Origin of the sequence: Nonomuraea sp. NPDC049607, assembly GCF_040675375.1 — a bacterium.
GTDB lineage: Bacteria > Actinomycetota > Actinomycetes > Streptosporangiales > Streptosporangiaceae > Nonomuraea.
In genome coordinates this window covers 838,840-858,006 of record NZ_JBFAOV010000001.1, presented here as the reverse complement: position 1 = coordinate 858,006, position 19,167 = coordinate 838,840, and the positions used below count along the sequence as shown (strand labels likewise).

Annotated in this window: 18 protein-coding genes and 1 pseudogene; 7 read left to right on the top strand and 12 right to left on the bottom strand. The window is 70.9% G+C overall.

Annotated features, from left to right (window positions below):
- Window positions 1-90: 90 nt before the first annotated feature.
- The 5 genes from AB0J97_RS04225 to AB0J97_RS04205 all read right to left on the bottom strand — a co-directional run bounded on the left by AB0J97_RS04225 (window position 91) and on the right by AB0J97_RS04205 (window position 4,307).
- A complete protein-coding gene (locus AB0J97_RS04225) occupies window positions 91-489 on the bottom strand; it encodes a DUF1992 domain-containing protein (RefSeq protein ID WP_364084201.1) in 399 nt (132 codons plus the stop codon).
- Between the two features lie 14 nt (window positions 490-503).
- Complete coding sequence (gene folP, locus AB0J97_RS04220) at window positions 504-1,403, bottom strand: dihydropteroate synthase (protein ID WP_364084198.1); 900 nt, start codon at window positions 1,401-1,403, stop codon at window positions 504-506.
- A gap of 69 nt (window positions 1,404-1,472) precedes the next feature.
- Entirely contained in the window at window positions 1,473-1,937 is a 465-nt protein-coding gene (locus AB0J97_RS04215) for an ATP-binding protein (protein WP_364084195.1), read from the bottom strand.
- Window positions 1,938-2,034: 97 nt separating this feature from the next.
- On the bottom strand, window positions 2,035-3,084 hold the full coding sequence (locus AB0J97_RS04210; RefSeq protein ID WP_364084192.1) for an NAD-dependent epimerase/dehydratase family protein: 1,050 nt from the start codon (window positions 3,082-3,084) through the stop codon (window positions 2,035-2,037).
- A gap of 41 nt (window positions 3,085-3,125) precedes the next feature.
- Window positions 3,126-4,307 (bottom strand): zinc-dependent alcohol dehydrogenase, encoded by a 1,182-nt coding sequence (locus AB0J97_RS04205; protein WP_357702367.1) that lies wholly within the window; start codon window positions 4,305-4,307, stop codon window positions 3,126-3,128.
- Window positions 4,308-4,472: 165 nt separating this feature from the next.
- Between AB0J97_RS04205 and AB0J97_RS04200 the strand changes: the two genes are divergently transcribed.
- Window positions 4,473-5,852 (top strand): carbohydrate-binding protein, encoded by a 1,380-nt coding sequence (locus tag AB0J97_RS04200; protein ID WP_357702366.1) that lies wholly within the window; start codon window positions 4,473-4,475, stop codon window positions 5,850-5,852.
- 111 nt (window positions 5,853-5,963) lie between these two features.
- On the opposite strand, the gene ispG is transcribed toward AB0J97_RS04200, so the two are convergent.
- Entirely contained in the window at window positions 5,964-7,067 is a 1,104-nt protein-coding gene (gene ispG, locus AB0J97_RS04195) for a flavodoxin-dependent (E)-4-hydroxy-3-methylbut-2-enyl-diphosphate synthase (protein ID WP_364084187.1), read from the bottom strand.
- 136 nt (window positions 7,068-7,203) lie between these two features.
- Window positions 7,204-7,752: pseudogene (locus tag AB0J97_RS04190) on the bottom strand (1-deoxy-D-xylulose-5-phosphate synthase N-terminal domain-containing protein); the annotation flags it as partial.
- A gap of 130 nt (window positions 7,753-7,882) precedes the next feature.
- Between AB0J97_RS04190 and AB0J97_RS04185 the strand changes: the two are divergent.
- From AB0J97_RS04185 to AB0J97_RS04165, 5 genes are read left to right on the top strand one after another with little or no spacing between them, the layout of a single operon-like run.
- Window positions 7,883-8,926, top strand: a complete 1,044-nt coding sequence (locus AB0J97_RS04185; protein ID WP_364084184.1) for a polyprenyl synthetase family protein — start codon at window positions 7,883-7,885, stop codon at window positions 8,924-8,926.
- An 11-nt stretch (window positions 8,927-8,937) separates the two neighbouring features.
- Window positions 8,938-9,879, top strand: a complete 942-nt coding sequence (locus AB0J97_RS04180) for a 4-hydroxy-3-methylbut-2-enyl diphosphate reductase (RefSeq protein WP_364084181.1) — start codon at window positions 8,938-8,940, stop codon at window positions 9,877-9,879.
- 27 nt (window positions 9,880-9,906) lie between these two features.
- Window positions 9,907-11,316, top strand: coding sequence for a family 2B encapsulin nanocompartment shell protein (locus AB0J97_RS04175; RefSeq protein ID WP_357702356.1), 1,410 nt, complete (start codon window positions 9,907-9,909; stop codon window positions 11,314-11,316).
- A gap of 44 nt (window positions 11,317-11,360) precedes the next feature.
- Entirely contained in the window at window positions 11,361-12,731 is a 1,371-nt protein-coding gene (locus AB0J97_RS04170) for a family 2B encapsulin nanocompartment shell protein (RefSeq protein ID WP_364084249.1), read from the top strand.
- Complete coding sequence (locus AB0J97_RS04165) at window positions 12,731-14,938, top strand: terpene synthase family protein (RefSeq protein ID WP_364084178.1); 2,208 nt, start codon at window positions 12,731-12,733, stop codon at window positions 14,936-14,938. Before AB0J97_RS04170 ends, AB0J97_RS04165 begins: the two co-directional genes overlap by 1 nt.
- On the opposite strand, the gene AB0J97_RS04160 is transcribed toward AB0J97_RS04165, so the two are convergent.
- Both AB0J97_RS04160 and AB0J97_RS04155 read right to left on the bottom strand, forming a co-directional pair.
- Window positions 14,905-15,252, bottom strand: a complete 348-nt coding sequence (locus tag AB0J97_RS04160) for an STAS domain-containing protein (protein WP_364084175.1) — start codon at window positions 15,250-15,252, stop codon at window positions 14,905-14,907. The genes AB0J97_RS04165 and AB0J97_RS04160 overlap by 34 nt on opposite strands.
- A gap of 453 nt (window positions 15,253-15,705) precedes the next feature.
- Window positions 15,706-15,972, bottom strand: a complete 267-nt coding sequence (locus tag AB0J97_RS04155) for a hypothetical protein (RefSeq protein WP_357702350.1) — start codon at window positions 15,970-15,972, stop codon at window positions 15,706-15,708.
- Window positions 15,973-16,424: 452 nt separating this feature from the next.
- On the opposite strand from AB0J97_RS04155, the gene AB0J97_RS04150 reads away from it, so the two are divergent.
- Window positions 16,425-16,859, top strand: a complete 435-nt coding sequence (locus AB0J97_RS04150; protein WP_357702348.1) for an NlpC/P60 family protein — start codon at window positions 16,425-16,427, stop codon at window positions 16,857-16,859.
- 248 nt (window positions 16,860-17,107) lie between these two features.
- Here AB0J97_RS04150 and AB0J97_RS04145 read toward each other — a convergent pair whose 3' ends face one another.
- From AB0J97_RS04145 to AB0J97_RS04135, 3 genes are all read right to left on the bottom strand, one after another.
- Entirely contained in the window at window positions 17,108-17,374 is a 267-nt protein-coding gene (locus tag AB0J97_RS04145; protein WP_357702346.1) for a hypothetical protein, read from the bottom strand.
- A 650-nt stretch (window positions 17,375-18,024) separates the two neighbouring features.
- Window positions 18,025-18,519: a MarR family winged helix-turn-helix transcriptional regulator gene (locus tag AB0J97_RS04140; RefSeq protein ID WP_364084171.1), complete on the bottom strand. Its 495-nt coding sequence runs from the start codon at window positions 18,517-18,519 to the stop codon at window positions 18,025-18,027.
- Window positions 18,516-19,133 carry a DJ-1/PfpI family protein gene (locus tag AB0J97_RS04135; protein ID WP_364084168.1) on the bottom strand — a complete coding sequence of 206 codons (618 nt, stop codon included), beginning with the start codon at window positions 19,131-19,133 and terminating at the stop codon, window positions 18,516-18,518. Before AB0J97_RS04135 ends, AB0J97_RS04140 begins: the two co-directional genes overlap by 4 nt.
- Between the last annotated feature and the right edge of the window lie 34 nt (window positions 19,134-19,167).

Here is a 19,167-nt window from a genome sequence, read left to right as displayed (position 1 = left end):
AGCCGCCGAGGTCGGTGAGCCGGCCGTCGCTCGGCAACTGGTCCATCCGGAAGTCCGGAGCCCGGGCCCCTTCCCCATCGGCCGCGCCGCTCAGCGGCTCTCGCGCCACTCCGACACGACACGCTCGACGTCGAAGGGCATCAGGTTGAGCGGCGGCCCCGGCAGGCCCTTCCTGATCGCGTCGCGGATCTTCTCGTTGACCTCTTCGAGCAGTTGCCGCACCTCGGTCTCGGACCTGGCCCCGCGGGCCTGCCGCAGCACCTCCTCGGCCTCCTTGCGCAGCGCCAGCGTCGGGGGCAGCGGCATGGACAGCCCCTCGCTCTCCAGCTTCTGCTTGATCCACCACATCTCGTCGTGCGGCCGGTCGAGGCCGGGCAGCGGCTTGCCCGCGCCGGGCAGGTCGTCGAACTCCCCGCGCTCGGTCGCCTCGCGGATCTGCCTGTCGACCCAGCTCTCGAACGGCATGCCCACCGGCTTGCGATCGGTCAAGGACGCGGCTCCTCTCACGCCAGATTGTGGCTCGGCGCGACCGGCGTCCGCCAGCCGAGCACGGCCTCGGTCATGCGGACGGACGCGACCGTCGCGGCCACGTCGTGCACCCGCAGAATCCGGGCGCCCTTGAGGATGGAGACGACGTTCGCGGCGATCGTCCCCTCCTTGCGCTCGCCCTGCGGGCGGTCGATGGTCTCGCCGATGAAGTCCTTGTTCGACAGCGCGACCAGGGTGGGGTAGCCGATCGCGGTGATCTCCTCCAGCCGCCGCGTCAGCTCCAGGGAGTGGAAGGTGTTCTTGTTCAGGTCGTGGCCCGGGTCGATGATGATCCGGTCGGGGGCGATGCCGGCCTTGAGCGCGAAGGCGACCCGTTCGCGCAGGAAGCCGGCGACCTCGCCGACGACGTCGTCGTAGCTCGGGCGGAAGACCCTCCTGCCGGGACCGCCGAGGCTGTGGGTGACGATCACGCCGGCGCCGGTCTCGGCCGCGACCTCGGCCAGGCCGGGCTCGCGCAGGCCGTTGGTGTCGTTGATGACGTCGGCGCCGGCCGCAAGGGCCGCCCTGGCGACCTCGGGACGGTGGGTGTCGACCGAGATGACGGCGTCGGTCGCGGCCCTGACCTCGGCGATCACCGGGACCACGCGCTTGATCTCCTCCTCGACGCCGATCGCGGCCTGGGCCGCGCTGAAGGCGAACCCGCCGATGTCCACCCAGTCGGCCCCCTCCTCGACGGCCCGCACGCAGGCCGCGACCGCGCGGTCGAGCTCGTACGTGCTCCCCTGGTCGTGGAAGGAGTTGGGGGTGCGGTTGACGATGGCCATGATGGCGACCTGGCGCTGGAAATCGAACTCCCGCCGCCCGATGCGGCGGACCGGAGAGATGATCTCGGGGGGAATGTTTCCGCCGCTCACGTAGTGGCCCCTTCCGTCTCCTGCCGAGCCTACCCGGGGCCGCGGCGGGGCAGTCGGGCGCGCCCGCGCTCAGCCCTGGAAGCGCCCGGACGGCCCGCCGCCCCCGGTGACCCTGATCCGCTTCATGGTCCGCGGGAGGGCGGGCGCGTGCGGCAGGCGCATGGTGAGCCGGACCGTGGTGCCGTCCGGCCCGGTACGGAAGTCGGCCAGGTCGCACAACCGCCGGATCAGGTAGATCCCGCGGCCGGTGCAGGAGAGGTCGGACGGCCGGACGGCGCCGTCGAGGTACGCCTGCGGGATGCCCGCCCCCTGGTCCGCCGTCTCCGAGCGGATGACCCCGTCGACCGTCCACAACGTCAGATGCCCGCGTCCGTCCGCGTGCTCCACGGCGTTGACCACGCTCTCGTGCACGGCCAGGACGAAGTCCTCCAGCCGGCCGTCGCGCAGCCCGCTGCTCCCGGCCTGCTCGGCGACCGCGCGGCGCAGCTTGGTGACGTCGTGGAGGGTGAAGGGCTGGGTCAGCAGAAGGGCCATGGCACTCCTTCGTGTCGTCACGACACGCAGGCCACGCCTCTGGACCTTGCGTAGAGACCGGTCCCCTTCCCCGGTCCGGCGCCGTTACACCCCCGGATCAGGGACGGCCGCCGGCTCCCGTGGCCAGTTCCTTGGCCCGGCCCACCGGGCCGCCGTCGGGCCTGAGCGGCGGGGTCTCCATGCCGGCGCCGTCGTGCAGGCCGTCCAGCAGCTCGCGCATGGCGTCCCAGGAGGAGTGCCGCGGCCGCCAGCCCAGGACGTCCCTGGCCCGGTCGGTCTTCATGACGGGGATGCGCAGGGCCAGTTCGAGCAGCCCCGGCGAGGCGGGCACCAGCCGCAGGTGCCAGCCGGCCGACATCAGCGTCCTGGCCAGCCAGGGCGTGACCGGCATCGTCCGGGTGCCGAGGAGCTTGGCCAGGTCGGCGGGGTCGAGCACGGGCTCGGCGGCCAGGTTGAAGGCCCCCGACACCGTCCTGGTCACGGCCAGCCGGTACGCCTCGGCGGCGTCGTCGGCGTGCAGGACCTGAAGCCGCAGTCCGGGCACGTCGGGCACGAACGGGATGCGGCCGGGCCGGAAGAGCCCGCGTGGCACGAAAGGCCCGGCGAACAGGCGGCGCTGCTCGCTGGCCGCCGCCCGCTGGAAGATGAACCCCGGTCGCATCCGCACCACGCGGATCGCCGGATGGTCGTGCTCGAAGACGTCGAGCACCCGCTCGACGTACGCCTTCTCCCGGCCGTACGCGGCGCCCGGCCAGCCGTGCGTGGGCCAGCTCTCGTCCACCGGCCGGTCCTTGGGGCCCGGCGAGTACGCCCCGACCGAGGACGCGTGGACCAGCGCGGGCACCCCGGCCTCGGCCGCCGCGCGGAACACCCGCATGCTGCCAAGCACGTTCGCCCGCCAGGTGACGGCCGGGTCCCTGGTGGGCTGGAACAGCCACGCGAGGTGCACGACGGCGTCGGCGCCGTCGAAGATGCGCGAGAGGTCGCCGGTGGCGACGTCGGCCTGCCGCCACTCGGTGCGGTCGATGCGCCATCCCGGCAGGCGGCGGGCGACGCCCACGATCGACGTCACGTTGTCATCCGCCGCGAGCGCGCGTACGACGCTCGTGCCGACGTTGCCGGTAGCCCCGACCACCACGACTCTCATGCATGCACCGCTGCCCGTGCTCCGGACGGCGAAACCCCTGCTCAGGGCTGCAACAGGATCTTTATCGCACCATTCGCCTTCTTCTGGAACATCTCATACGCCTGCGGCGCCTCGTCCAGCCGCATGCGGTGGGTGGTGAGGTCCATGACGCCGAGCGGGTCGGAGTCGTCGGTGACCAGCGGCATGAGCCGGTTGATCCACCGCCGCACGTGGGCCTGGCCCATGCGCAGCGTGACGCCCTTGTCGAACATGCGCAACATCGGCATCGGGTCGGTCATGCCCCCGTAGACGCCGATGACGGAGATGACGCCGCCGCGGCGGACCGTGTCGATGGCCTGGTTGAGCGCGGCCAGCCGGTCGACGCCCGCGTGGGACATCAGCGGCGCGGCCACCGCGTCCGGCAGCAGCCCGGTGAGCGTCTGGGCGATCTTGGCGGCCGGGGAGCCGTGGGCCTCCATGCCGACGGCGTCGATCACCGAGTCGGTGCCGCGGCCCGAGGTGAGCTCGCGGATCGCCCCGGGCACGTCAGAGGTCTCGCTCCCGTCCACGACCTCGATGCCGTGGCGGCGGGCCATCTCCAGGCGTTCGGTGACGCCGTCCACGCCGATCACGCGGGCGCCGAGGTGGCGGGCGATGCGGGCGCACATCTGGCCGATGGGGCCCAGGCCGAAGACGGCGACGCTGCCGCCGTCCGGGATCTGCGCGAAGTCGACGGCCTGCCAGGCGGTCGGCAGCACGTCGGACAGGAACACGAAGCGCTCGTCCGGCGGGCCCTCGGGGACCTTGATCGGGCCGAACTGGGCCTCGGGCACGCGCAGGTACTCGGCCTGGCCGCCGGGCACCTGGCCGTACAGCCTGGTGTAGCCGAACAGCGCGGCGCCCATGCCCTGCTCCTTGACCTGCGTGGTCTCGCACTGCGCGTACAGCTCCAGGCCGCACATGTGGCAGTGGCCGCAGGAGATGTTGAACGGGATGACGACGCGGTCGCCGGGCCTGATGTCGGTGACGGCCGCTCCGACGGCCTCGACGACGCCCATGGGCTCGTGGCCCAGGATGTCGCCCTCGGCCATGAACGGGCCGAGCACTTCGTACAGGTGGAGGTCCGAGCCGCAGATGCCGGTGCTGGTCACCCGGATCACCGCGTCGTTGGGCTCCTTGATGGCCGGGTCGGGGACCTCCTCGACCCGTACGTCGCGCTTGCCGTGCCAGGTGACGGCCTTCATGACGCCTCCAGATGGGATTCGGACGGCATAAATGCCGCATACCCCCACATAACGCTCCAAACGATTTCCCCCATAACACCGTGATAGGGGTCTTTTGGGACGACCACTCCTCGTATTCGGACCCGTACCGTGCAGACACCCCCCTGTACGCGAGGAGACATGCACATGCTCCCCAGGAAGACCGTGACGGCGGGCATCGCGCTCGCGGTCACCATGATCAGCGTCCCCGCCCTGGCCTTCGCCGCCAAGGGCGCCACCGCACAGGACGACACCCCCTACGCCATCGCCCAGGCCAACGCCCAGGCCGTCGCCGACCCCCCTCAGGGCCTGGTCGACGCCATGAGCCGGGACCTCGGCATCACCGGTCAGCAGGCCGAGGCCCGCCTGGTCAACGAGTCCGCGGCGGCCGGTCTCGAACCCACCCTGCGCGCCCGGTTAGGCGCCTCCTACGCCGGCTCCTGGGTGACCGGCCCCACCTCCACCCCGGTCACCGCCACCACCGACAGCTCGCAGGTGGCCGCCATCGCCGCGGCCGGCGTGCAGGCCCGTGTGGTGACCCGCTCGCTGAGCAGCCTCGACCAGGTCAAGGCCAAGCTCGACGGCGCGTCGGCCAAGGCCCCGAAGACCGCCCCCGTCTGGTACGTGGACGTCGTCAACAACACCGTCGTCGTCCTCAGCTCCAACCCCGCCAAGGCCGCCGCCTGGGTGAAGGCCAGCGGCGTGGACGCCTCCGCCGTCCAGGTCGTGCGCTCGGCCGAGAAGCCCACGCTCTTCTACGACGTCCGCGGCGGCGACGCCTACTACATCGGCTCCGGGACGCGCTGCTCCGTCGGCTTCTCGGTGACCAAGGCCGGCTCGCAGGGCGGCTTCGTCAGCGCCGGCCACTGCGGCACCGCCGGGTCCAGCACGTCCGGTTCCAACCGGGTCGCCATGGGCACCTTCCGCGGCTCGTCCTTCCCGGGCAACGACTACTCCTGGGTCGAGGTCAACGGCCAGTGGACCCCGACCGGCGTGGTGTACGGCTACAGCGCCGGCATCCTGCCCGTACGCGGCTCGACCGTGGCCCAGGTGGGCTCGGCCGTCTGCCGCGCCGGATCGACCACCGGTTACCACTGCGGCTCGGTCCAGCAGCTCAACGCCAGCGTCACCTACCAGGAGGGCACCGTCTCCGGCGTGACGCGGACCAACGTCTGCGCCGAGCCCGGCGACTCCGGCGGCTCGTTCATCTCCGGCGACCAGGCCCAGGGCGTGACCTCGGGCGGCTCGGGCAACTGCAGCTCGGGCGGCACGACGTACTTCCAGCCGGTCAACGAGATCCTGTCCGCCTACGGCCTGACCCTCGCCACCCAGGGCGGCGGCCCCGGCCCGACCAGCACACCGACCGTCACGACCACCGTCCCGGGCGGCACGTGGGCCGCGGGCACGACGTACGCCGCCGGCGCGACGGTGACGTACGGCGGCTCGTCGTACCGCTGCCTCCAGGGGCACACCGCTCAGCCGGGCTGGGAGCCGCCGAACGTGCCGGCTCTGTGGCAGCGCGTCTGACCCTCTAGACGTCCAGGCGGAGATACCCCCTCACGACCTGGACCGCGCGGCCGGGCTATGTCCCACTCCTCCGTCAGGGACATCGCCCGGCCGATGCGTTCCCCGCGCCCGTCAGGACGCCTCTCCGGCCAGCCGCAGGGCCTCCTCGACCAGCGTCTCCACGATCCGCGACTCGGGGACGGTCCTGACCACCTCGCCCCTGACGAAGATCTGGCCCTTGCCGTTGCCCGAGGCCACGCCCAGGTCCGCCTCCCTGGCCTCGCCCGGCCCGTTGACCACGCAGCCCATCACCGCCACCCGCAGCGGGTGGGGGAAGCCGTCGAGGGCCGCGGTCACCCGTTCGGCCAGCCCGTACACGTCGACCTGGGCCCGCCCGCAGGACGGGCAGGAGACGATCTCCAGCCTCCGCCGCCGCAGCCCCAGCGACTCCAGGATCCCGATGCCGACCTTGACCTCCTCCACCGGAGGCGCGGACAGCGAGACCCGGATCGTGTCGCCGATGCCCTCGTCGAGCAGGATCCCGAACGCCACCGCCGACTTGATCGTGCCCTGCATGAGCGGCCCGGCCTCGGTGACGCCGAGGTGCAGCGGGTAGTCGCAGCTACGGGCCAGCATCCGGTAGGCCGCCGTCATCACCTGCGGGTCGTGGTGCTTGACGGAGATCTTGATGTCGCGGAAGCCGTGCTCCTCGAACAGCGAGCACTCCCACAGCGCCGACTCCACCAGCGCGGCCGGTGTGGCCTTGCCGTGCTTGGCCAGCAGCCGGGGGTCGAGCGAGCCGGCGTTGACCCCGATGCGGATGGACACCCCCGCGTCGGACGCGGCCCGCGCGATCTCACCTACCTTGTCATCAAATTTCCTGATGTTGCCGGGATTGACCCGGACGGCCGCGCACCCCGCCTCGATGGCGGCGAAGACGTAACGCGGCTGGAAGTGGATGTCGGCGACGACCGGGATCTGCGACTTGCGCGCCAGGGCCGGCAGCGCGTCGGCGTCCTCCTGCGTCGGCACGGCGACGCGGACGATCTGGCAGCCCGCCGCCGTCAGCTCGGCGATCTGCCGCAACGTGGCGTCGACGTCGGCCGTCACCGTCGTCGTCATCGACTGCACCGAGACGGGCGCGTCGCCCCCCACCGGCACGGACCCCACCATGACCTGCCTGGACGCCCTGCGCGCCCGATGACGCACCGGCAGTCCGAGATCTACAGCGGCCACCTGTCCAACTCCCTTCTGACGGTGTGCGCGATGCCCTGGCCGGTGAGCCCGGCCTCGGCGAGCAACCCGGCCCGGCTCCCGTGCTCGACGAACTCGCGCGGCAGGCCGAGGTTGACGATGTGCTGCCCGGGCCCGCACTCCTGCCGGAGCAGGCGTTGTCGTTGAGCACGACGACGACCGGCCGGTGGCGGGCCACGCCCAGGTTGTTGAGCGCCTCCCAGGCCATGCCGCCGGTGAGCGCGCCGTCGCCGACCACGGCGACCACCGCCCGGTCCGCGTCGCCGGCCAGCAGGCGCGCCTTGGCCAGGCCGTCGGCGTAGGCGAGCGCGGCGGAGGCGTGGGAGTTGTCGACGTGGTCGTGGACGGACTCCTCCCGGCTCGGGTAGCCGCTGAGGCCGCCGCGGTAGCGCAGCGCGTCGAAGGAGTCGCGCCGCCCGGTGAGGATCTTGTGGACGTACGCCTGGTGCCCGGTGTCGAAGACGATGGCGTCGCCGGGCGAGTCGAACACGCGGTGCAGGGCGATCGTGAGCTCGACGACGCCGAGGTTGGAGCCCAGGTGCCCGCCACGCGCGCTCACCTTGTCGACCAGGAAGTCGCGGATCTCGCGGGCCAGGCCGGGCAGCAGCTCGGCGGGCAGGGCGCGCAGGTCCTGGGGAGTGGAAACGTACGGCAACAGGCTCGTCATGACATCCCCTGACGGTGTTGCAGGTGAGCCAAAAAGATAGTTGAAAGCCCAAGACACTTTACACGCTCTGTATTCAAGTAGTAACTATTGGTAGCGCGCGTCCCGACAAGAAGGAGCCGAGCGGATGCCGGTGAGCTTCACGCAGCACTACCTCGGATCGCGGATCGAGCGACGCCTCGCCGACTTCCTTGAGACCTGGCGGGCGCCCGTCTCCGATCCCGACGTGCAGACGGCCTACCGGTTGCTGACCGAGTTCATCCTCGGCGGCGGCAAGCGCATCCGTCCCCTGCTGTGCTACTGGGGCTGGCGGGGCGCGGGCGGCGCCGACTGCGACGAGATCGTCAGCGCCGCGGCGGCCCTGGAGCTGTGCCACGCCGGGCTGCTCATCCACGACGACATCATGGACGGCAGCGAGCTGCGCCGGGGCCGGGCGACGATCCACCGGAACCTCGCCGACCTCCACGACGGCCCGTCCGCGCAGGCGTTCGGGCACGCGGGCGGCATCCTGCTCGGCACGCTCAGCCTGGCCTGGTCCGACACCCTGCTGTCGTCGTGCGGCGTCGAGCCCGTACGCCTGCGCGCCGCCCACCACCTCTTCGACGCCATGCGCACCGAGGTCATCAGCGGCCAGTACCTCGACATCCTCGCCCAGCTCCGCGCCGGCGCGAGCGTGACGGAGGCCCTGACGGTGATCCGCTACAAGACGGCCAAGTACACCGTCGAGCGGCCGCTGCAGATCGGCGGCGCCCTGGCCGGCGCCTCCGCCGAGCTGCTGGAGTCCTTCTCCCGGTTCGGCGTGCCGCTCGGCGAGGCGTTCCAGCTCCGCGACGACGTGCTGGGCACGTTCGGCTCCGTGGCCGAGACCGGCAAGTCCGCGCTCGACGACCTGCGCGAGGGCAAGCACACGGTGATGATCGCGCATGCCGTGGCGCACGCCTCGCCCGCGCAGCTCGACTACCTGCGCGCCTGGCACGGCAACCCGGGCCTCACCGAGGAGCAGGCCGCCGGGCTGCGCACCATCCTCATCGACACGGGCGCGCTCGACCAGGTCGAGTCGATGATCGACGAACGCGTGGGCGAGGCCACGGCCGCCCTGGCACGGGCGCCGATCGGGCCCGAGGCCGGCAGCGCGCTGTCCGTCCTGGCCGACCAGCTCGCGCACCGTACCAAGTAGGGGGCTTTCCGATGGGACGCGTACTGCTCGCGGCCCCGCGCGGTTACTGCGCGGGCGTCGAACGGGCGATCATCTCCGTGGAGGAGGCGCTCCGGCGCTTCGGGCCACCGGTCTACGTGCGCAAGCAGATCGTGCACAACACGTTCGTGGTGGCCGATCTCAGCAGCCGCGGCGCGGTCTTCGTCGACGAGCTCGACGAGGTGCCGGACGGCGCGCTGGTGATCTTCTCCGCCCACGGCGTCTCCCCCGCGGTCCGCCGGGAGGCCGGGCGCCGCGGCCTGCGCACGATCGACGCCACCTGCCCCCTGGTCACCAAGGTGCACAAGGAGGCGGTACGGCTGGCCGAGGCCGGCCACGAGATCGTGCTCATCGGCCACGCCGAGCACGAGGAGGTCGAGGGCACGGTCGGCGAGGCGCCCGGCCGCATCCACGTCGTCGACCCGGCCAGGACCCACGAGGTCACCGCGAACGGCGCGGCGCGCATGAGCTGGCTGTCGCAGACCACCCTCTCGGTCGACGAGACCATGGGCGCCGTCGCCGAGCTGCGCGACCGGTTCCCGCACCTGGCCGACCCGCCGAGCGACGACATCTGCTACGCCAGCCAGAACCGCCAGGAGGCGATCACCCGGATCGCCCCCGAGTGCGACCTGGTCATCGTCGTCGGCTCGGCCAACTCCTCCAACTCCCAGCGGCTGGTCGAGGTCGCGCTGCACGCCGGCGCCCCCGCCGCCCACCTGGTCGACCGCGCCGCCGACGCCGATCCCCGGTGGCTCGGCGGCGTGCGGACGGTCGGGGTCAGCTCCGGCGCGTCCGTGCCGGACGTGCTGGTCGACGACCTGCTCGACTGGCTCGCCGGCCACGGCTTCACCGACGTCGAGACCGTGACCGTGACCGAGGAGACGCTCACCTTCTCCCTCCCCCTGGAACTCCGTTCCTCCCGCAACCCCGGCTAGACCCCACACCGAGATTGGCGGTGCACCATGACAGAAACCACCGACTCCAGCGCGCCCGTGAACGGCAACGGACAGCTCAGCCTCAGTACCGAGGCCGCCAAACAGCTCGCGACCACGACCAAGACGCCACCGCAGATGCAGGAGATCACCTCCAGGTGGCTGCTGCGGCTGCTGCCGTGGGTGCAGTGCTCCGGTGGCGTGTTCCGGGTCAACAGGCGCCTGACGTACACGCTCGGCGACGGGCGCATCACGTTCTCCACGACCGGCTCCGACGTGCGGGTCATCCCGGCCGAGCTGACCGAGCTGCCCATGCTGCGCGGCTTCGACGACATGGAGGTGCTGGAAGCGCTGGCCGACCGCTTCCAGCAGCGCGAGATCGAGCCGGGCGAGGCCATCGTCAGGGAGGACGACCCGGCCGACCAGCTCGTGCTGATCGCCCACGGCCGGGTCGGCAAGGTCGGGCAGGGCGCCTACGGCGACGAGCAGAACCTCGGCGTCCTGGCCGACGGCGACCACCTCGGCGAGCAGGCACTGGTCGGCGGCGGCACGTACGACTTCACCGCCACGGCCAAGACGCACACCACCGTGCTCACTCTGTCCAGGCAGACCTTCGAGCAGCTCGCCGAGCAGTCGCCGGCGCTGCGCGAGCACCTCCAGAACTGGCGCGCCTCCGGCGACCACGCCCAGAACGCCTACGGCGAGGCCGCGATCGACATGTCCTCGGGCCACTCCGGCGAGGTCGCGCTGCCCGGCACGTTCGTGGACTACGAGCAGTCGCCCCGCGAGTACGAGCTGAGCGTCGCCCAGACCGTCCTGCGGGTGCACAGCCGGGTCTCCGACCTGTACAACCAGCCGATGAGCCAGCTCGACCAGCAGCTCCGCCTCACGATCGAGGCCCTGCGCGAGCGGCAGGAGCACGAGCTGATCAACAACCGGGAGTTCGGCCTGCTGCACAACGCCGACTTCAGCCAGCGCATCCGCACCCGCTCCGGCCCTCCCACGCCCGACGACCTCGACGACCTGCTGGCCGTGGTGTGGAAGGAGCCGGCCTTCTTCCTCGCGCACCCGCAGGCCATCGCCGCGTTCGGCAGGGAGTGCAGCAAGCGCGGCCTCTACCCGCAGGCCAGCGAGGTCAACGGCCACCGCATCCCGGCCTGGCGGGGTGTGCCGATCTTCCCGTGCAGCAAGATCCCGGTCACGGGCAAGCGCACCACGTCGTTCCTGCTCATGCGTACGGGCCAGGAGAACCAGGGGGTCGTCGGCCTGCACCAGACCGGCATCCCCGACGAGTACCAGCCCAGCCTCTCGGTGCGCTTCATGAACATCAACGAGAAGGCGATCATCTCCTACCTGGTCAGCGCCTACTACTCGGCCGCCGTCCTGGTGCCCGACGCGCTCGGCGTCCTGGAGGACGTCGAGCTCGGCAGGAACGGCTAGCAGCCCCTTTCGTCCGTCCGGTCCAAGAATTGGTGGTGGTTGAGTTGACGGAGTCGGATCAGCGGCTGAGCCTGGATACCGCCGCGGCGCGGAAGCTCGCCACGACGACCAAGACGCCTCCGCAGATGCAGGAGATCTCCTCCCGCTGGCTGCTGCGGATGCTCCCGTGGGTGGACACCGCCGGCACCTACCGGGTGAACCGGCGGCTCACCTACGTGGTCGGCGGTGGCCGCGTGAGCTTCTCGCGCACCGGCGCCCGGGTACGGGTGGTGCCCCCGAGCCTGACCGAGCTGCCGCCGCTCCACGGGCTCGACGACGACCGCCTGCTCGACACCCTCGCGGGGCTGTTCGAGCAGCGGGAGTACGCCCGCGGCGACACGATCGCACGGGCCGGACGGCCGGCTGACGAGATCATCCTGGTCGCCGACGGCCGGGTCACCAGGTACCAGCCGGGCGACTACGGCAACCGCCTGGTGCTCGGCACCCTCGGCGAGGGCGACCACACCGGCACCGAGCCGCCGGGCGAACGGGCCGTACGGCACGACACGCTGGAGGCCGGCACCAGGTGCACGGTGCTGGCCCTGCCGTGGGGGGAACTGCGCGCGCTGGCCGAGAGCGCGCCCGCCCTGCTCGAACAGCTCGAACGCCACCGCGCCCGGCGGGCCGCCCCCCAGACCAAGCACGGTGAGGCGGCCATCGACCTGGCGGCCGGCCACCGGGGCGAGCACACCCTGCCGGGCACGTTCGTGGACTACGACCCGGGGCCGCGCGAGTACGAGCTGAACGTCTCGCAGACCGTGCTGCGCGTGCACACCCGGGTCGCGGACCTGTTCAGCGACCCGATGGACCAGACCGAGCAGCAGCTCAGGCTCACCGTGCAGGCGGTGCGCGAGTCGCAGGAGCGCGAGCTGGTCAACAACCGCGACTTCGGCCTGCTGCACAACGTCGACCCGAGCCAGCGCATCCGCACGCTGTCCGGGCCGCCGACGCCCGATGACCTCGACGACCTGGTCAGCCGGAGGAAGAAGTCCCGGTTCTTCCTCGCCCATCCGCGGGCCATCGCGGCCTTCGGCCGGCAGTGCAGCGCCAGGGGCGTCTATCCCGACACCGCCGAGATCGAGGGTGTCCCCGTGCAGTCGTGGCGGGGGGTGCCCATCCTGCCGTGCGACAAGATCCCGATCAGCCGGGCGGGCACCACGTCGATCCTGTGCATGCGCACCGGCGAGAAGGACCAGGGCGTCGTGGGCCTGTTCCAGACCGGCGTCCCCGACGAGCGGGAGCCGGGGCTCAGCGTGAAGCTCACCGGCATCGACCGGAAGGCGGTCATGTCGTACCTGGTCAGCGCCTACTACTCGTGCGCGGTCCTGGTGCCCGACGCGCTCGGGGTGCTTGAAGACGTGGAGGTCGCGAGCTGATGGCACACCCGTTCGAGCTGCCCGAGTTCTACATGCCGTATCCGGCGCGGCTCAATCCGAACCTGGAGGAGGCCCGTACGCACGCCAAGCAGTGGGCGCGCGACATGGGCATGCTGGAGGGCTCGGGCGTCTGGGAGGAGGCCGACCTCGACGGCCACGACTACTCGCTGATGTGCGCCTACACCCATCCCGACTGCGACGGCACCGAGCTGTGCCTGATCACCGACTGGTACGTCTGGGTGTTCTTCTTCGACGACCACTTCCTCGACGTCTTCAAGCGCACCGGCGACCTCCGGGGCGGCAAGCGGCACCTCGACCGGCTGCCCGCGTTCATGCCGATGGGCGATGACCTGTCCATGCCGGAGCCGGTCAACCCGGTCGAGGCGGGGCTGGCCGACCTGTGGCGGCGTACGGTGCCGGGCATGTCGGCCGACTGGCGGCGGCGGTTCGCCGAGAGCACCCGCCACCTGCTCAACGAGTCGATCTGGGAGTTGTCCAACATCAACGAGGGCCGGATCGCCAACCCGGTCGAGTACATCGAGATGCGCCGCAAGGTGGGCGGCGCGCCCTGGTCGGCCGGGCTGGTCGAGCACGCGGTGCGGGCCGAGATCCCCGCCCGGCTGGCCGGCACCAGGCCGCTGCGGGTGCTGAAGGACAGCTTCTCCGACGCCGTGCACCTGCGCAACGACCTGTTCTCCTACGAGCGGGAGGTCAGGGACGAGGGCGAGCTGAGCAACGGCGTGCTGGTGCTGGAGACGTTCCTCGGGTGCACGACGCAGGAGGCCGCCGACGCCGTCAACGACCTGCTCACCTCGCGCATGCAGCAGTTCGAGCACACCGCGCTGGGCGAGCTGGGCCCGCTCTTCGTCGAGCACGCCGTCGACCCGTTGTCGGCGGTGGGCGTGCTGGCCTACGTCAAGGGGTTGCAGGACTGGCAGTCGGGCGGTCACGAGTGGCACCTGCGGTCGAGCCGCTACATGAACGAGGGCGCGACGACGGCCCGGCCGCTCGGCATGAAGTCGCTGATCAGTGGCACCGGGGCCAAGCGGCTGCGCAACTTCGCCCACGCCGGGCGGCAGCCGGTCGGCCCCTCGCGCATTCCCGAGCTGTACATGCCCTTCGAGCTGCGCCTCTCCCCCCACCTCGACCGGGCCCGGCGGCACGCGGCGGCCTGGTGCGCGTCCATGGGCCTGCTGGAGGCCCAGCCGGGAGTCGCGGGCTCGGCGGTCTGGGACGCCGACAAGCTGGCCGACTACGACCTGCCGCTGTGCGCCGCGGGCCTGCATCCCGACGCCACCCCCGAGGAACTGGACCTGGCCTCCGCCTGGTTGTGCTGGGGCACCTACGGCGACGACTACTTCCCCGTCGTCTTCGGCCGGTCGGGCAACCTGGCGGCGGCCAAGGTCGCGGTGTCCAGGCTCTCGGCGTTCATGCCGCTGGACGGCACGCCCGTGCCGCCGCCCGTGAGCGCGCTCGAACGCGGCCTGGCCGACGTGTGGGCCCGTACGGCGGGGCCGATGCCGCCCGCCGCCCGCGCGCGGCTGCGCCGGTCGGTCGTGACGATGTGCGAAGGCTGGCTCTGGGAGCTGGGCAACGAGGCGGCCGGGCACATCCCCGACCCGGTGGACTACCTGGAGATGCGCCGGCTCACCTTCGGCTCGGAGCTGACGATGAGCCTGTGCCGGCTGCGGCACGCGCACACGCTGCCCGAGGCGCTGTACGAGAGCGGCCCGATGCGGGCGCTGGAGAACGCGGTCATGGACTGCGGGATGTTGATGAACGACATCTTCTCGTACCAGAAGGAGATCGAGTTCGAGGGCGAGGTGCACAACTGCGTCCTGGTGGTCCAGAGCTTCTTCGACTGCGACTACCCGGCGGCGCTGGGCATCGTCAACGACCTGCTGACCTCGCGGATGAAGCAGTTCCAGCACATCGCCGCGCACGAGCTGCCGGTCCTGTGCGACGACCTCGGGCTCGACTGCGCGGCGAGGGGGGTGCTCGACGCGTATCTGGCCGACTGCCGCCACTGGCTGAGCGGCATACTCAACTGGCATCGCGGTTGTTTCCGCTACGACGAGCCGTCCCTGCGGCGGCACCACCGGCCGCCGGTCTTCCGGCTGTCGGGTCCCCACGGGCTGGGCACGTCGGCGGCGACCCTGCTCTACAGCGGCGTCTACAGCGGCACGTCGTACGGGCGCGGGGCGTAGAACCAGCCCATCATGCGCAGCAGCCGCCGCACATGCGGCGTGACGTTGTGCAGGCGGATCCACCGCTGGTCCGGGGGCAGCGCGGGCAGCGCCAGCACCCGCAGCCCGGACAGGTCGATGAAGGTCAGTTCACCGGTGTCGACGTCGATGTACGTGCTGCCCCCGCGCGAGTCGGACAGCGTGCTGGCGAGCGCGGGGCTGTTGGTGACGTCGATCTCCCCCGCCAGGGCGACGGCCGGGGCGCCGGCGGCGACCCGCAGCGTGATGCTGAGCTGCCCGTCCTGATAGAGCAGCCGCTCTTCGAGATCGTTCACGACGTGCGCACCCCCCAACAGCTATGGACCAGGGGGTTGCCGGTGGGATGACCGTCAGGGTTCCTCCCGGCCGTCCTGGCCGCCCTGAGGAGGTCACGGCGCCTTTCGCCGCGCTGACGATTAACCCGAAACCAGGTTACACGAATTATGTTTCACTATGGGATGTTCAGGCAAAAATGACCGAATTGCAGCCCAATGATGAAGTGCCCCCTCCGGGGCCTGATCTCCGGTCTCTGAACCCCGCTCTCCGGTCTTCGCGGACGAACGAGGCCGGCCCAGCACGCAGGGCTGGGCCGGCCTCGGACCGTCCTCGCGGCGGGGCTCGCCCGCGTCCCGTCGCGGCCGATCCGGCGGCGTTCCGGCAAGGTGCCGCCACGAGGGGTCGTGGCTGTCGGAACGCCTTCAGGTCAGCCTGACGGGCGCACGGACGGGCCGCCGCCGATCAGCGATTGCTCAGTTGTTGTCGCCGTAGTGGCTCTGGGCGTCCAGGATGTTGAGCTCGATGTCCTGGAGGTGCAGGGCGGTGAGGACGTCGACGTACTTGACGGAGTCGTTGAGGACGTCGTTGGCCAGCGTCAGGTCGTCCAGGATGGACAGCTGGCTCAGGATGGCCTTGCCGCTGTTGTAGGCGTTGGGGCCGACGTCGGCCGAGGCGCTCGTGGTCGTGAACCCGAACAGCGCGCCGGCGATGGCTGCACCGGTGAGAATGCGACGCATCATTTTTACTTCCCTTTCATCGGAATCGGCGCAGCGGTGCGCGTCATCATTTATTACCCGCCTCCCGAGTGGCAGGAATTTCGCGAATAACGATCTCGTGGGATCACGGTGGCCCGCAAGGGGAATATGCTAAGCCAAAGTCAAGTACCCGCACTTATTCCTTTGGCCGTCGATCGGGAGATAGTCGTCCCGAAATGCCCGGAAATATCGTGACTCGTCGGATGCGGCGGGCTGTTTTATCCCCATACTCCCGGAGAAGGTAATCGGAAGAAGTCGCTTGAAACGCCGTGCCGTAACGGCGGCATGGCCTGTCCCGCGGGGGTGCCTAATATGCCATGAACGGACTACTGCGGTTGCTGGCAATAGCATTGGCGCACATCAGCCTGTGCGTTTTTCATTCGTTTCCCGCGTATGGCGCCGCCGGATGCCATCCGCACGGGTGCCGCGCGCAGGCCGTGGCCGTCCGGTCGGCGGCGGGCTCGATCGCGCTGAGGGCGGCGGTGGAGATGATCGGCGTCCCGTACACGTGGGGCGGCGGCGGGCCGGGCGGTCCCGGCTTCGGGATCGGAAAAGGGGCCAAGACCTGGGGGTTCGACTGCTCGGGTCTCACCGAGTACGCCTGGGCGCGAGCCGGCGTGGCCATCGGGACGACGACGTACGAGCAGTGGAGGTCCGGGATCCGGATAGCGCGGGAGGAGATCCAGCCCGGGGACCTGGTGTTCTACGACAGTGACGCCGACACCCCGGGTCCTGAGCACGTGGCGCTCGCGGTGGACGGCACCCAGATCGTGCACGCGCCCTTCAGCGGCGAATCCGTACGGTTCGACGCGCTGGAGCGGCCGCACTTCCTGGGCGTCGTACGCCCGAGCCCGGGTCGTTCCGACGCCTAGGCCGGGTCCGCCGGCTCGGCGCGGGTACGAACGAGCCCCGCGGCCCAGGTCGTCCTGCAGTGATCGACCCGGGCCGCGAGGCGTTCAGAGCTCGGTGCGCACCAAGCCCGTGCCGTGGCCTCGCGAAATGCCACGGCGCGTACTTTCGGTCCACCTCAAGGCACCAGGAAGCCGACCTTGGCCGGGCGGCTCGGCGGCATTGTCCGCGAGACGCCGATCGTCTTCCTGCCTACGCCATGTGAGGAGGCTCAGTTGTTGTCGCCGTAGTCGTCCTGGTTGTTGAGGACGTTGGCCTCGATGTCGTTCAGGTGCAGCAGGGTGAGGATGTCGATGTACTTGATGGAGTCGTTGGCGACATCGTTCAGCGCCGTCAGGTCGTCGAGAATGCTCAGCTGGCTAAGGATGCTCTGCCCGTTGTTGTACGGGTTGGGGCCGACGTCGGCGGACGCGGCGGAGACGGAGAAGCCGAGAGCGGTGACCGCGATAGCTGCACCGGCCAGAATGCGACGGATCATGTTTGCTTTCCTCCATGGATCGGCGCCGAATTTGTGCGCCATGGTCGTTTGTGCAGGGCTGTGAGGTGCCGCAAATAACCATCGCGGCAGGCAGCGAAAATCGCAACCTGGATTGGCCTAACGAAGGTCAAGGGGACGCCTCGATTTCTTGGGGATCGGTTTCCGCGCTCATCGACCGGGGACTGCATATATCCCGGCCCCGCTGCCCGGCGAACGGGATTCTTTTGGCCTTCCGGCGGCGAGGTTGGGGCGTTCGTGCACTGCCGTTTAGGCAACGATCACCCGAAACTTGATGAACGGCCTACGCCGAACGGCGTACCTGGGGCGCCATCCATGGGCGGACGTCCGGGGCGAACAAAGGGGTGACGGCGCGGCCTGAGTTCGGCGAATCCGGAGATCGGACGAGTGCAATGCGGACGGATATCCGCAAGACCGTCGTGGTTATCCATGTGGTCGCCTCGGTGGCGATGCTCCGACCAGCCATTGGAGGGTGTTCCGCCATTACTGGACGACGGTCGAGCCGGTTTCCCCGGCGGCCGCGCTCCGCGCGGGCACGTTCCCGTTCGGCCCCGGGGAATGGCGACGGCCCGCCTCCTCCCCCGGGCCCGGAGAGCGGAACCGGCCCGGGGCCGAAGAGCAGAGCGGGGAGGTCAGGCGTCGGTGAGGTGGGTGAGGGCGGCGGTGAGGTGGTGGAGGGCGGTCAGGGCGTCGCGGGTGGCGTCGAGGCCGAGCACCTCCACCAGGCGGGCGGCGAAGTCGCGGTGGCCCGGGACGATTCCGGCGATCGCCTCGCGGCCCGCGTCCGTCGGCTGGAGCAGCTTGGCGCGGCGGTGGGCGGGGTTGGGCCGGTATTCGGCGAGGCCCCTCTCCACCAGCAGGTCCGCGATCCGCTGGACCCCTTGCCGGGTCATGCCCATCACCCGTGCGATCCCCGCCACGGGCAGCGGCTCCCCCAGGACGGCGCCCAGCACCTGCCACCAGGCCGCGGTCATCCCCGCCGGCTTGGCCAGTTCCTCGGCCACGTGCAGGAACTGGCCGTTGAGCCGGAACGACGCCAGCGCCAGCCCGGACAACAGCTCAGCCGCCACATCCCCATCCGGCACGTCCGCGTGGTTGCCGGGGTCGGGGGTGGTGCTCGGGGTCATGCGGCCATCAGCACCTCGAACGCCGAGGCGTCGCTCTTGCCGAACAGGCGGTACCAGGCGTCGAGGACGTCGGGGCGGTAGATGTCGAGCCGGCGGAAGATCTCCCTGGCGAAGGCGGCGGGCTCGGTGGGCCCGGCGGTGACCAGGTCGCCGTCGAGGACGGCGTCCGCCTCCCGGTAGCGCCCGGCGCCGGCGTACCCCTGCTGGGCCATCAGGTACGGCGGCGCCGCGCTGGTGTGGTCGCGGTCGTCGAGCAGGCCCTCGCGGGCAAGGCCGGCGGTGGCGCCGCAGATGGCCGCCACCGGCACGCCCGCCTCCAGGAACTCGCGGGCCTTGCGGGCGAACGGCGCCAGCTCGTCCCCCGCGTCCCAGAGGTCGGCGCCCGGCAGGATGAGCAGCGAGCTGCCCTCGGGCGTGAGCCGGTCGAGCGCGAGGCCGGGCGCGACCCGCAGGCCGCCCATGCTGACGACGGGCTCGGCGGTCAGGCCGACGTTGACGACCTCGTACGCCCCCGGCTCACGCTGGAAGCGCCCGCTGCGCAGATGGGCGGTCGCGTGCCCGGTCTCCCAGTCGGCGAAGGTGTCGTAGACGGCGTGGTGAATGATTCCCTTCATGACAACACACTGTCATTTCGACAGCATGTTGTCA